We start from the raw sequence: 14,434 nt of genomic DNA on the forward strand, positions 1-14,434 counted from the left end.
TGGAATCTCAACATTTCCTCAAAACAGCCTACCTCCAAACCTCCGATTTATGAAAAAACTCATCACCCTGTGTCTCACGCTGCTGCTGGCAGCCACGGCTCGTGCCCAGCGCGAGGAGACCAACTTCGACCGCGACTGGCTCTTCGCCCGTTACGGTCTGCAGGCCGACGGCTCCCGGATCGACGAACCCGCCTCGCTCGAACGTCCCGATCTGGACGATACGGGATGGCGGTCGCTGGACCTGCCCCACGACTGGGGCATCGAAGGCCCCTTCCGCCCCGACCTCGAAGGATACACCGGCAAACTCCCCTGGCGCGGTATCGGATGGTACCGCAAACATTTCGTCGTACCCGCCAAAGAGTCCGACAGACGGTTTTACCTCGACTTCGACGGCGCCATGGCCAATGCCGAAGTATTCATCAACGGCCACAAGGTCGGCGACCGCCCCTACGGCTACATCTCGTTCCGCGTGGACCTCACCCCGCACCTCCGGTGGGGCGAAGAGAACGTCGTCGCCGTACGGCTGAATACCGAGAAACTCGGATCGCGCTGGTATCCCGGCGCCGGCATCTATCGCCACGTGCGGCTGGTGAAGACCGCTCCCGTGCATATCGCGCAATGGGGCGTTTTCGTCACCACACCCAAGATCGACCCGGAAAGCGCCACCGCACAGGTCAATCTGTGGATCGAGAACCACCGCCCGGCCAACGCCGAGTGCAGCTACACCGTATCCCTCTACGAACTGGACGAAAACGACCGCCCCGGCAAACGGGTAGCCACCTCCGACCGACACTCCCTGAACGTCGGCTCACAACAGACCGGTACCGACAGCATTACGCTGGAGATTCCTCAGCCCCGTCTGTGGAGCCTCGAGGAGCCGAACCGCTATCTGGCCCGCGTGTCGGTCTATGACGGCAAACGCCTCGTAGATCTCTACGACACCCCGTTCGGCGTCCGCACCATCGAGTTCACCCACGACAACGGATTCCTGCTGAACGGCCAGCGAGTGCCCATCAACGGAACCTGCAACCACCACGACCTCGGTGCCCTCGGCGCGGCCATCAACGAAGTCGCCCTGCGCCGGCAGCTGACGATTCTGAAAAGCTTCGGCTGCAACGCCCTCCGCACCTCGCACAACCCGCCCGCACCGGAACTGCTGACGCTGGCCGACAAGATGGGTTTTCTGGTGATGGACGAAGCCTTCGACTGCTGGAACCACGGCAAAAAAGAGTACGACTACGGTTCGCTGTTCGCCGAGTGGCACGAACGCGATCTGGAGAGCCTCGTCTGCCGCGACCGCAACCACCCCTCGATCATCCTCTGGAGCACCGGCAATGAGGTCGAAGAGCAGTACCACCCCGAGACCGGCGTGGCCCGCCACCTGACCGAGGTGGTCCACCGTTACGACCGGACCCGCCCCGTCAGCTTCGGCGCCTCGTACCCCAGCAAATCGGCCGTGAACGGGACAGAACTGCAAGTGGATGTCCACGGCATGAACTACGCGGCCGGCTGCTATGGCGGCCCCCACTTCTACGGCGAGTTTCTCAACAAGGAGGGGCACGAGCACCTCTCGGGCTACTCCAGCGAGAGCAGCTCGACGATGAGTTCACGCGGCGAGTACTTTCCGCGCCGTTTCCACGTCTCGTCCTACGACCTGACCCAGCCCGGCTGGGGCGGCCTGCCCGACGAAGAGTTCGCCGCGCTGGATCGCTACCCGGCCATCTGCGGCGAGTTCGTATGGACCGGCTTTGACTACCTCGGCGAACCGACCCCGTTCAACTCTGACAACTCCGTGCTGCTGAACTACGGCCAGAACGCCAGCCTGAAGGAGGAAGAGCGCCGAAAACTGGAACAGATCGAAAAAGACCGCCCCACCTCGCGCAGCAGCTACTTCGGCATCGTGGACCTGGCCGGCTTCCCCAAGGACCGCTATTACCTATACAAAGCCCGCTGGATGCCCGACACACCGATGGTACACATCCTGCCCCACTGGAATTTCCCCGATCGTGTCGGCCAGACGACCCCCGTATTCGTCTACACCTCGGGCGACGAAGCCGAACTGTTCCTCAATGGGAAGTCGCTCGGCCGCAAGACCAAGCAGCCCCTCGAATACCGCCTGCGGTGGGACAGCGTCGTGTACGAACCGGGCGAGCTGAAAGCCGTTGCCTACCGCGACGGGAAGCTCTGGGCCGAGACCTCGGTTAAAACGACCGGCGAAGCGGTCAAACTGAAACTGACCGCCGACAAATGCACGCTCCGAGCCGACGGCGAAGACCTCGTATTCGTCCGGGTGTCGCTGATCGACAGCGAAGGGAACGAAGTTCCCACGGCCGAACCCGTCATCACCTCGACCGTCGAGGGCCCGGGCCAGGTCGTTGCGACCGACAACGGCGACCCGACCTGTCTGATCGCCTTCCAGGAAACCACCCGCCCGGCCTTCAACGGGCTCTATCTGGCCATCGTGAAGGCCAAACGCGGCGAACGCGGCAAACTCCGTTTTCGTGCCACAGCCGACGGGCTGGAGGGTGCCGAACTGGAAATCAAGGTGAAATAACACTTCCGGCCCACCCGTGCCGAACCACTCGTTTACCGGCACATTCTTCCCGTTACCCGTCCATTAAAAAAACACTAAACATAACTCAACTTACGCAAAAGGAAATCATCCGAAATGAAAAGAGCCCTGATTTCATGCGCCGCATTCGCCCTGCTGCTTTGCAGTTGCGGATCGGGTCAGCAAGAGACCTTCCAAACCGACTATTTTAAAATCGCGGTCGATCCGCGCGGCTACATCGTCGGCATGTGGAACAACACCAAAACCGACCGCAACTTCAGCCCGTCAGACCAGCCCTCGCCCCTGCTGTCGCTGTACAACAGCCAGTTGAAACGTTACTACTACCCGCAGAAAGCCCGTTACAGCCAGGGACGCTACACACTGGAGTACGAAAACGGAGCCGTGGCCACCGTCCAGCTCGAAGAGAAGGACAAATACCTGAAAATGAAGCTCATCTCGCTGGAAAACCGGGAGGGGATCGACGCCATTCAATGGGGTACCTACTACACCAATATCGACAACCTGCTGGGCGACGTGATCGGCGTAGCCCGTGACACGTCGGCCGCCGTGAACTATGCCATCGGCGTGCTGTCGCTGGACGACAACACCATCGGCGGCGAAGCCCGCTACACCTCCGAAACCGGAGCCAGCGGATATATCGTCCACTCGCCCGACCATGTCAACCACCCGCTGCCGCTGACCCTCCACGAAGGCCAACAGTTCACCATGGGGGGCGACGGCCACAACGACGTTGCCTTCTACAACCGTAAGGAGCCCTACTTCCGGATGGTTTACGGTGCCACGGCCGGGGTAGACTGCAACGGTCGGATCAACATCCGCTACCAGTCACGCGACCGTCGCAAAGGTGACCTAATCTACTCGCCCGAGGGGGTTCCGGTCTTCGTAAACAACGAGCCGAACCACCTGCAACGGCAGGATGTTCCCGGCGTCGACTACATCGGCTCGTCCATCGCCCTGTGGGGAAGTCCCGACAGCCTTGCACTGATGGACGTGATCCAACGCATCGTGTTGGACGAAGGACTGCCCTATCCGACCTACCGAGGCCGGTGGGTCAAAGACCCCACCGCTTTCGCCCCCGACGTATGGGTCTACGGCGGTGAGTACGACAGCATCGCCTCCTACACCAAACAGATGGGGCTCCACGGCGTGCATGCCTACGATTTGGGCTTCCTGAACCCCGACCGCAACACCGAAGGGTATATCGACGGCCGAAACGGCGAACGCAAACCGTTCCACCTGAGTTCGGGCGATCTCACGCACCGCGAATATGCCGACCTGCTGGCCCGTGACAGCATCATCCTCGGCCGCACGACCATCACCAACTCCATGGCACCCGGCACGAAGGACTGCAGCCCCGTACCGTCGGACAGCGCCTGCATCCAGCATCGCCGTTTCCTCACCGCCGACCTCTCGGCCACCGACACGATGATCTACATCGACGATCCGACCTATCTGGAAGAGATCGCCTGCTGGGAAGGACACTGCCCCGAGCTGAATATGGTCAAAATCGGCAAAGAGCTGATCCACTACCTCGGCGTATCGAAAACCGCTCCTTACCGCCTGCTCAACGTGACGCGCGGCTACTGGAACACGACTCCCGCGGCACACTCAAAAGGCGATGCCGTTGACAAACTGCAGGTGACCGTGGGCTGGGCCTACGCCGGTCTGGTACCGAATCTGGAGTTGCAGGACGAATTGGGTAAACTCTACGGCGACATGGCCGCTCGCTGCGGGCTGGGTATGTACGACCTCGACGGACAGGAGTTCCTGTTCCACAACGGATTCGGCACCTACTCCGTCAAACGTTTCTTCCGCAACGTGTTCGAACAGGCCGCCAAACATCAGTTACCCTCGCTGCGTTTCACCGGCGCCACCCTCTCCGAAGGGTCGTGGCACTACCAGAGTATCTGGAACGTGGGCGGCGGGCTGAACATCTACGATGCCGACAAGCGCGTCTGGGGAAGCACCACCAGCCAGGGCAAAGACCTGCGTGATGTAACCTACGCCAACTTCTTCCCCTCGTCGTTCGGCGTAAACTTCCCGATCACGGCCACCTCGACTGTCGAACAGTACGAGCACATCGAAGCGACCGCCGTCGGATACGGCGCTACCTACTTCCTGAAACTCGGCCAAAAAGACGTTGAAAGTTGTCCTCAGAAATACGCGATTTTCAACGTCATCAAGACCTGGGAAGAGGCACGCTGGGCCGATGCCTTCCCGCAGCACATCAAGAAACTGCTTCAGGATCCGACCCTCAGTTGGCGACTGGAAAAACGTGCCGACAACACCGGTTGGACCCTCCACCAAATGGAGAACGGACAATCGGTACGCACCTACGACCTCTATCCCAAAAAGTAATTTTCTCCTCGACCGGCCGAGGCTTTACGCAAACGCGAAGCCTCGGCCGTTTTTTCATACCCCATTCGGTCAATCCACCTGCGAACGTACGGAGCCATCTTGCAGACCAACAGTCTCATGCTCACTTTGGATACCCCACACACGAACATGGACGTTCAGACAGCCTCCTCACCGCATAGCCTAAATAAGAGTACCCACCTTAAACCATCCTCGCTCAACAATACACATTCTCTCATAACACCCCCTAAAATCATCCCAAAATCAAAATGAAAAGAACTTTGATTTCATGCGCCGCATTCGCCCTGTTGTTTTGCAGTTGCGGATCGGGTCAGCAAGAGACCTTCCAAACCGACTACTTCAAAATCGCGGTAGACTCCCGCGGTTACATTGTCGGCATGTGGAACAACACCAAAAGCGACCGCAACTTCAGTCCCTCGGATCAGCCTTCTCCTCTCTTAGCGCTGTACAACAGCCAGTTGAAACGTTACTACTACCCGCAGAAAGCCCGTTACAGCCAGGGACGCTACACGCTGGAGTACGAAAACGGAGCCGTGGCCACCGTCCAGCTCGAAGAGAAGGAAAAGTATCTGAAACTCACCCTGCTGTCAGTCGAAAACCGGGAGGGAATCGACGCTATCCAATGGGGTAACTACTACACCAATATCGACAATCTGGTCGGCGGGGTCATCGGCGTAGCCCGCGATACGTCAGTCGCCGTGAACTATGCCATCGGAGCCCTGGCTTTGGACGACAACACCATCGGCGGCGAAGCCCGCTACACCTCCGAAACCGGTGCCGGAGGATACACCGTTCACACCTCGGACCGCAACAAACATCCCCTTCCGCTCGAACTGCACGAAGGCCAACAGGTAACCCTGGGGGGAGACGGCATCAGCGATGTCGCCTTTTTCAACCGCAAAGAGCCTTACTACATCATGAGTGGTGAAACCGCCAGTGTAGATGGGAACGGCCGGATCAGCATCCGTTACCGATCCCGCGACCGGCGCAAAGGCGATATGATCTACTCTCCCGAAGGTGCTCCAATTCTTGTCAACAACGAACCGAACCACCTCAAACGACAGGATGTTCCCGGTGTCGACTACATCGGCTCGTCCATCGCCCTGTGGGGTAGCCCCGACAGCATCGCACTGATGGATGTGATCCAACGCATCGTGCTGGACGAAGGGTTGCCCTATCCGACCTATCGCGGCAAGTGGGTCAAAGATCCCAGCTCTTTCGCTCCCGACGTATGGGTTTATGGCGGCCTGTACGACAGCATCGCCTCCTACACCAAACAGATGGGGCTCCATGGGATCCACGCTTACGACCTGGGCTTCTTGCGTCCCGACCGTAACACCGAAGGGTACATCGACGGCCGAAACGGCGAGCGCAAACCGTTCCACCTGAGTTCGGGCGACCTTACGCACCGCGAATATGCCGACCTGCTGGCGCGGGACAGCATCATCCTCGGCCGCACGACCATCACAACCTCCATGGCACCCGGCACGAAAGACTGCAGCCCCATGCCGTCGGACAGCGTCTGCATCCAGCATCGCCGTTTCCTCACCGCCGACCTCTCGGCCACCGACACGATGATCTACATTGACGATCCGACCCACATGGAAGAGATTGCCTGCTGGGAAGGACATTACCGCGAACTGAACATGGTCAAAATCGGCAAGGAACTGATCCACTACCTCGGCGTATCGAAGACCGCTCCATACCGCCTGCTCAACGTAACACGCGGCTACTGGAATACCACTCCCGCAGCGCACTCAAAAGGCGATGCCGTCGACAAAGTGCAGGTAACGGTCACCTGGGGATATGAAGGCTTGGTGCCGAACCTCGAACTGCAGGACAAACTTGCTGAGCTCTATGCTGATATGGCCGCCTACAACGGGCTAGGTATGTATGACTTGGACGGTATGGAATTCTTGCTCCACAGCGGATTCGGCAACTACTCCGTCAAACGTTTCTTCCGAAAAATCGCAGAACAGAGCAAGAAGCACAATCTGCCCTCGCTGCGTTTCACCGGAGCCGGACTGTTGGAAGGCTCATGGCACTACCAGAGTATCTGGAACGTGGGCGGCGGACTGAACATCTACGACGTCGACAAACGCGTCTGGGGAAGTACCACCAGCCAGGGCAAAGACCTGCGCGACATGACCTACGCCAACTTCTTCCCCTCGTCGTTCGGCGTAAACTTCCCCATCACGGCCACCTCGACCGTCGAACAGTACGAGCATATCGAAGCGACCGCCGTCGGGTACGGTGCCACCTACTTCCTGAAACTCGGCCAAAAGGATGTTGAAAGTTGTCCTCAGAAATACGCGATTTTCAACGTCATCAAGACCTGGGAAGAGGCACGCTGGGCTGACGCCTTCCCGCAGCACATCAAGAAACTGCTTCAGGATCCGACACTCAACTGGCGACTGGAAAAACGTGCCGACAACACCGGTTGGACTCTCCACCAGATGGAAAACGGACAATCGGTACGCACCTACGATCTCTATCCCAAAAAGTAACTTCCCCGCGGCAGGCCGAGCCACTTCCGCAAGATACTGAACCTCGGCCTGCATGCTGACACACAGTATTCCCGTCCGTGCATCATGCACCATAACGGGACAACGTCTAAAAACACAGGAGGCTATATCGAATTCGATATAGCCTCCTGTCGTTTACGTACATACCGTTGTGTTCCATACGTTCACTTCCGAACGCCGGTCCTAGACGACCAAACCGGTAGATTATTTCGCAACATCGGTACGGAACGGAGCTACCGGCATGCCTTCGCCGTTAAACAAGTTACCGATCGTGGCATCGTCGAAACAGTAGCGCACGGCAACCGGGTTCTTCACCTCAGGCGACGAAACGACCAGCCGGTTCTCCCGAATCTCGGCCTTGGCCGAAACGAACGCTCCATCTTGGCCGGCAATCTGAACGCCATTGATCGTCTTGTCGGGACATACCAAACCGCTCTCGGTCTGCGTAAAGGTTACGATCGCTTTACCCTTCTCGATCTCCATCCGTTCGAACAGCGGACTTTCGTACCCCTTTTCCAACACCTTGTAGTGTCGTCCGAGGGCCAGATTGGCCAGACGCGTACCGACTTCGACCTTCTTGGCCGGATGGATATTCCCCGGATCTCCAACGTCCACCGTCACCACCATACCCGTATTCGGCACCTCGCGTGCCACACGATCCTGCGCCTCACGAATCAAGGCCGGCCCGTTGTCAGTAGCCCCGTATTTGAAGGGCGCAATCTGAACCAGATAGAACGGAAACTCCTTACCGAAGCCCTTGCGCCAGCTTTCAATCATCTTCTGCATCAGCACGTAGTAGGACGAGGGATTTTCGCGGTTCGACTCGCCCTGGTACCAGATGGCCCCCGCAATTTCGTAGGGCATCAGCGGGAAGATCATGCTATTGTAGAGCACACCCGGTGCAACAGGCCACCACGGGTAGGTCTTGTCGAGCATGGCATTGGCAATTTCGGGCGTACCCATTACCACCTCGCGCGGAGCCCAAACCTCGGCCGGAGTTCCGCCCCATGCCGATACGATCAGGCCAACCGGAACCTTTAGCTCCTCTTTCAGCCGTTTGCCAAAGAAGTAAGCCACGGCACTTCGCCGACGCATCACGTCGGGCGAACAGGTCTCCCACTGCGCGATGCAATCCTCCTGCAGATAGTCGCTACCGCGTTTGTTCAGGCTGAAATAGCGAATTGTCGGATGATCGGCCGATGCGATTTCGTTATTCTGATTCTGGATGCCGTTTTTCGGAGACCACTCCATGTTCGACTGCCCGCAGCACAGCCACACTTCGCCCAGCAAGACATCTTTCAGCTCGATGCGATTGCCCGGCATATTGTCGGAGAAGATATGCAACGTGTAGGGACCTCCGTAACGAGTCGTAGGAATTTCGGTTTTCCACCGTCCGCAGTCATCGACCTGTGCGGTCACCGTATCCTCGGGCATCCAACTACCGACGATCTTCACCGTCGTACTCGCTTCGCCCCAGCCCCATACCGGGACCGAACTCTGCTGCTGGAGCACCATACCGTCGGAAAAGATCGCCGGCAGGTGTAACGGGGTTTGGGTCTGTGCCATCAGGGCAGGTGCGCAACACAACGCCCAGCCGACCGATGCACATTTCAAGAGTGTCTTTTTCATTTGAAAATCGAATTATAATAAGTAATGGGGTTATTCACGGGTGTCGGAAGGCGACGCATCACCCAGTCGCGACACACGAATGCAATATTAGCAAAATATCCGGGTACGTACAATGCCGATTCGACGCGCCGGTAAATATTCTCCCCCCCAAAACAAACAGCCATCCCAATCACCACGAACAAATACACCACCGCCGGCCGCACATCGTCGCCGCCCCGATCCGGCAGACATTCCACTCTTTTCGCCGTTTTTCGTGAATATTTTCCGTTCCAGGGCTTGAACTTCCGAGCTATTTTTCATACCTTGCAAAAGATTTTTGACTCAGGTAAGCCGGGCTCATCGTTCGGATCGCTCGTTTCAATAAACCGAACAACCGAAGTTCTCTGCCCCACGAACCTGTAAATCATGTGTTTTTAGACGAACGCAAGGGGTTTGCGACGTTTTCTTAATGTATTTTTTACAATAAGAAACGGTCTGCAAGGCCCGATTTATGCCCTGAAAAACCCCATAAAAACGCCCGACACGACGGGCCGAATAGAAGAAACAAGTAACAAAAACCAACCACTCAGCCTCGGGGCGGTCTGTCGACGGTCATCTTTTGCAGAGCAGACCGCGCAGCCGCCTCCCCAAACCGACCCAAACCCATGAAAACCCTAGGAATCGACATCGGCAGTTCCTCGATCAAAGTGTCGCTGCTGGACCTCGCCACCGGCGAATGTGCAGCCTCGATCGCCCTGCCCTCCACCGAAATGCCCATCGACTCGCCCCGTACCGGGTGGGCCGAACAAGACCCCCGTATGTGGTGGGACTACGTCTGTGAAGGCATTCACACCCTGTCGGCCAGCTGCCCGATGAGCGAAGTGGCCGCCATCGGCATCACCTACCAGATGCACGGTCTGGTATGCCTCGACGCAGCCGGCGAACCGCTCCGCAAATCGATCATCTGGTGCGACAGCCGCGCCGTCGAAATCGGAGCCGCCGCCCACGCGGCACTCGGCCACGAACGCTGCCTGACCCACACGCTCAACTCGCCCGGCAACTTCACCGCCTCGAAATTCGCCTGGGTCAAGGCCAACGAACCCGAACTCTTCGCCCGGACCGCCCACTTCATGCTCCCCGGCGACTACATCGCCTACCGCCTCTCCGGTCAGATCCACACCAGCAGCAGCGGTCTCTCCGAACAGATCCTCTGGGACTTCAAAGAGAACAAACGTGCCGACTTTGTAGCCGACTACTTCGGCATCCCGCTCGATACGATCCCCGACGACCTCCCCTCGATCGGTGTCCAAAGCCACACCAACGAGGCCACGGAACGTCTGCTGGGCATCCCCGCCGGGACCCCCATCTCCTACCGTGCCGGCGACCAGCCCAACAACGCCTTCTCGCTCAACGTCATGGAGAGCGGCGAAATCGCAGCCACGGGAGGCACCTCGGGCGTTATTTACGGCGTGACCGACACCCCGAAAGCCGATCCCCTGTTCCGGGTCAACACCTTTCTGCACGTCAACCACACCGCCGCTGCACCCCGCTACGGCGTACTGCTCTGCATCAACGGCACCGGCATCCTGAACGCCTGGATTCGCCGCATCGCTGCCCGTGAAATGAGCTACGACCAGATCAACGCCCTGTGCGAGACCGTACCGGCCGGCAGCGAAGGGGTCGTGATGCTCCCCTTCGGCAACGGCGCCGAGCGAATGCTCGAAAACCGTTTCACCGGCGCCACCATCGCCGGCCTCGACCTCAATCGGCACACCACAGCCCACCTGCTGCGTGCCGCCCAGGAAGGGATTGCCTTCGCTTTCCGCTACGGTATCGACATCATGAAAGAGACCGGTCTGGCTCCCCAGGTTATCCGCGCCGGCAAAGCCAACCTCTTCCTGAGCCCCCTGTTCCGGCAAACCCTTGCCACGCTGACCGGTGCACGCATCGAACTCTACAACACCGACGGAGCACTCGGAGCGGCCCGCGGCGCCGCCCTCGGTGCAGGACTCTATGCCAATCGTGACGAAGCCTTCGCCTCGCTGCGCAAGCTGGAGACCATCGATCCCGATCCCGCCCAACGCGAAGCGCTCGAAAACGCCTACCAGCAATGGAAACTCCAGCTGGAATCCCAACTCGAACTGCAAAACAAACAATAAACTAACCAAACCAACAACACCATCATGGAATCGATGTTTTCGAAAATCGACAAAATCAAGTACGAAGGTCCCGAATCCAAAAACCCGCTGGCATTCCGCTGGTACGATGCCGACCGCATCGTGGGCGGTAAAACGATGAAAGAACAGCTGCGATTCGCCATCGCCTACTGGCACTCGTTCTGCGCCGGCAACAACGACCCCTTCGGCGGTCCGACCCGTTCGTTCCCGTGGAGCAACATCAGCGACCCCGTAGCGCAGGCCAAAGCCAAGATGGACTCCGCCTTCGACTTCTTCACCAAAATCGGCGCCCCCTACTACTGCTTCCACGACGTCGACCTGATCGCCGAAGCTCCCACCGTGGCCGAATATGAAAAGAACCTGCACGCCATCGTGGAATACGCCGCCCAGAAACAGGCCGAAACCGGCATCAAACTGTTGTGGGGTACCGCCAACGTCTTCGGTCACAGCCGCTATATGAACGGCGCCGCCACCAATCCCGACTTCGCCGCCGTCGCCTACGCCGGCACCCAGATCAAGAACGCCATCGACGCCACCATCGCGCTCGGCGGTGAAAACTACGTCTTCTGGGGTGGTCGTGAAGGCTACATGTCGCTGCTGAACACCGACATGAAACGCGAAAAGGAACACCTGGCCCGCATGCTCATCATGGCCCGCGACTACGCCCGTAAAAACGGCTTCAAAGGCACCTTCCTGATCGAGCCGAAACCGATGGAACCGACCAAACACCAGTACGACTACGACAGCGAGACCGTCATCGGTTTCCTGCGCCACTGGGGTCTGGATCAGGACTTCAAACTCAACATCGAAGTGAACCACGCCACGCTGGCCGGCCACACCTTCCAGCACGAACTGCAGTGTGCCGCCGACGCCGGTATGCTGGGCAGCATCGACGCCAACCGCGGCGACTACCAGAACGGTTGGGACACCGACCAATTCCCGCTCGATCTTCAGGAAGCCGTCGAAGCCATGCTGGTCATCCTCGGCAACGGCGGTATCGGTAACGGCGGTTTCAACTTCGACGCCAAGGTTCGCCGCAACTCGACCGACGTCGAAGACCTCTTCATCGCCCACATCACCGGTATGGACATCTTTGCCCGCGCTCTGCTGATCGCCGACAAGATCCTGAACGAAACCCCGTACAAAACCTGGCGCAAAGAGCGTTACGCTTCGTTCGACAGCGGCAAGGGTGCCGAATTCGAACAAGGTAAACTGACCCTCGAAGCACTGCGTGACTTTGCAGCCGCCAACGGCGAACCTGCCACCATCAGCGGCAAACAGGAACGCTACGAACAACTCCTCTCCATGTACATTTAGTCCCGTCCGGTTGTTATCCGTCAGCGCCGCTACCAACGGCACCGCGTAAGCAGGCCTCACTGCAACGTGTCCGCCTGCCACGCAACGGGAACGCCACCACCGAATGTACCCCCGGAAACAGGTAAAAATGGGGACGAAAGACCTTTCGCACGGTTCGACGTCCCCTTCCATTCGTCCTGTTTTCCGCCCCTACCCAAACACCTAAAACTCTCTGCGAATGGAACCTAAATCAAAGACCAACCCCTACCTGATATTCGTCACGCTGGTAGCCACCCTCGGCGGTCTGCTGTTCGGTTACGACACGGCCGTCATCTCCGGCACCGTGAAATATCTGGGGATCAATTTCATAGAACCTCTTCACCTGAGCGAAACCGCCGCCAGCTCGCTGCTCGGTTTCCTCGTGTCGAGCGCACAGATCGGCTGTGTCATCGGCAGTATGATCGGAGGCTTCATGGCCTCCCGATTCGGCCGTAAACGGAGCCTGCTGTTCGCCGCCATCCTCTTCATCGTCTCGGCTGTCGGTTCGGCCTACCCCGAAATGGGATTCCACTACGACGGCGGAACCATGGAAGCGTTCGCGACCCACTTTGTGATTTACCGAATCATCGGCGGCGTCGGTGTCGGCCTGGCCTCGATGCTCTCCCCGATGTATATCGCCGAAATGGCACCCAGCGACAAACGAGGCAGCCTCGTCTCCTGGAACCAGTTTACCATCATCTTCGGTATGCTGGTCGTATACTTCGTCAACTACGGCATCGCCCTCAGCGGCGATGAAAGCTGGATCACCACCACCGGCTGGCGTATGATGTTCCTCTCGGAAACCATCCCCGCCGTACTGCTGTTCGTACTGGTGATCTTCATCCCCGAAAGTCCCCGCTGGCTGGTGATGCAAGGCCATGACGCCAAAGCCGCAAGCATCATTACCAAAGTGACCGGCTACGACCCCCAACAGGAGATCGCCAGCATCAAAGAGTCAATCCACGGCGGCGGTAAATCGCGTCTGCTCACCTACGGTATCGGGATTATCATCATCGGCGTGCTGCTGTCGGTTTTCCAGCAGTTCGTCGGGATCAACGTTATCCTCTACTACGCGCCCGAGATTTTCCGCAACATGGGTATGAACACTGACGGAGCACTGGCCCAGACCATCATCGTCGGAATCATCAACCTGTCGTTCACCGTGCTGGCCATCTTCACCGTCGATCGCTTCGGCCGCAAACCGCTGATGATCATCGGTAGCCTCGGTATGGCCATCAGTACGCTGACCATGGGCTTCTCGTTCTACACGCAGCACATGGGTCTGACCACCCTGATCGCCATGCTGACCTATACGGCATCGTTTGCCGTCAGCTGGGGTCCTGTCTGCTGGGTGCTGCTGGCCGAAATCTTCCCCAACAAAATCCGCGGACAGGCCATGGCCATCGCCGTTGCCGCCCAATGGATTGCCAACTACCTGGTATCCTGGACTTTCCCGATGATGGACAAATCGACCTATCTGAACGACCTCTTCCATCACGGTTTTGCCTACTGGGTATACGGTTTGATGGGGATTCTCTCGGCCCTGTTCATTTGGAAGTGTGTACCCGAGACCAAAGGAAAAACCCTCGAAGAGATGAACAATCTTTTCCCGCCGAAGACCAAGTAACGAGTTACGTTTTCGGCTGAAAATTCCGGTCAACGCTCAACATCCCTCTTGCGTACTTGTGATGCAAGAGGGATGTTGTTTTCTTAACCACCGCGTATTCTTAGCCGAATGTCATGTAAAAAACACGATAAGGTTACAGTTTGACTATCGCGATTTCGTGTGTTAGAGGCAATACCACTCATTGCTCCACCGCGAGCACGGTGCCTTCGGGCAT

Annotated in this window: 7 protein-coding genes; 6 read left to right on the forward strand and 1 reads right to left on the reverse strand. The window is 58.1% G+C overall.

Features of this window, described 5'->3' with window-relative positions; genetic code table 11:
* The first annotated feature begins 49 nt into the window (after positions 1 to 49).
* The 3 genes from galB to BQ5379_RS03025 all read left to right on the forward strand — a co-directional run bounded on the left by galB (position 50) and on the right by BQ5379_RS03025 (position 7,455).
* Positions 50 to 2,554: a beta-galactosidase GalB gene (gene galB, locus BQ5379_RS03015; protein WP_071134069.1), complete on the forward strand. Its 2,505-nt coding sequence runs from the start codon at positions 50 to 52 to the stop codon at positions 2,552 to 2,554.
* A 114-nt stretch (positions 2,555 to 2,668) separates the two neighbouring features.
* Positions 2,669 to 4,930, forward strand: coding sequence for a hypothetical protein (locus BQ5379_RS03020; RefSeq protein WP_071134070.1), 2,262 nt, complete (start codon positions 2,669 to 2,671; stop codon positions 4,928 to 4,930).
* Positions 4,931 to 5,196: 266 nt separating this feature from the next.
* Entirely contained in the window at positions 5,197 to 7,455 is a 2,259-nt protein-coding gene (locus BQ5379_RS03025; protein WP_071134071.1) for a hypothetical protein, read from the forward strand.
* A 222-nt stretch (positions 7,456 to 7,677) separates the two neighbouring features.
* Here the strand turns inward: BQ5379_RS03025 and BQ5379_RS03030 are convergent, their stop codons facing one another.
* Positions 7,678 to 9,102, reverse strand: coding sequence for a sialate O-acetylesterase (locus BQ5379_RS03030; RefSeq protein ID WP_071134072.1), 1,425 nt, complete (start codon positions 9,100 to 9,102; stop codon positions 7,678 to 7,680).
* A gap of 644 nt (positions 9,103 to 9,746) precedes the next feature.
* On the opposite strand from BQ5379_RS03030, the gene BQ5379_RS03040 reads away from it, so the two are divergent.
* From BQ5379_RS03040 to xylE, 3 genes are all read left to right on the forward strand, one after another.
* Positions 9,747 to 11,240: a xylulokinase gene (locus BQ5379_RS03040; protein WP_071134074.1), complete on the forward strand. Its 1,494-nt coding sequence runs from the start codon at positions 9,747 to 9,749 to the stop codon at positions 11,238 to 11,240.
* A gap of 24 nt (positions 11,241 to 11,264) precedes the next feature.
* Entirely contained in the window at positions 11,265 to 12,575 is a 1,311-nt protein-coding gene (gene xylA, locus BQ5379_RS03045) for a xylose isomerase (RefSeq protein WP_071134075.1), read from the forward strand.
* Between the two features lie 217 nt (positions 12,576 to 12,792).
* A complete protein-coding gene (gene xylE, locus BQ5379_RS03050; RefSeq protein ID WP_071134076.1) occupies positions 12,793 to 14,220 on the forward strand; it encodes a D-xylose transporter XylE in 1,428 nt (475 codons plus the stop codon).
* Positions 14,221 to 14,434 lie beyond the last annotated feature (214 nt).

Source organism: Millionella massiliensis (genome assembly GCF_900104655.1).
Taxonomy (GTDB): Bacteria; Bacteroidota; Bacteroidia; order Bacteroidales; family Rikenellaceae; genus Rikenella; species Rikenella massiliensis.

Coding starts and splice junctions, on each gene's coding strand:
- BQ5379_RS03025 (WP_071134071.1), top strand. CDS start 5,197: ATGAAAAGAACTTTGATTTCATGCGCCGCATTCGCCCTGTTGTTTTGC.
- BQ5379_RS03030 (WP_071134072.1), bottom strand. CDS start 9,102: ATGAAAAAGACACTCTTGAAATGTGCATCGGTCGGCTGGGCGTTGTGT.
- xylE (WP_071134076.1), top strand. CDS start 12,793: ATGGAACCTAAATCAAAGACCAACCCCTACCTGATATTCGTCACGCTG.
- xylA (WP_071134075.1), top strand. CDS start 11,265: ATGGAATCGATGTTTTCGAAAATCGACAAAATCAAGTACGAAGGTCCC.
- galB (WP_071134069.1), top strand. CDS start 50: ATGAAAAAACTCATCACCCTGTGTCTCACGCTGCTGCTGGCAGCCACG.
- BQ5379_RS03020 (WP_071134070.1), top strand. CDS start 2,669: ATGAAAAGAGCCCTGATTTCATGCGCCGCATTCGCCCTGCTGCTTTGC.
- BQ5379_RS03040 (WP_071134074.1), top strand. CDS start 9,747: ATGAAAACCCTAGGAATCGACATCGGCAGTTCCTCGATCAAAGTGTCG.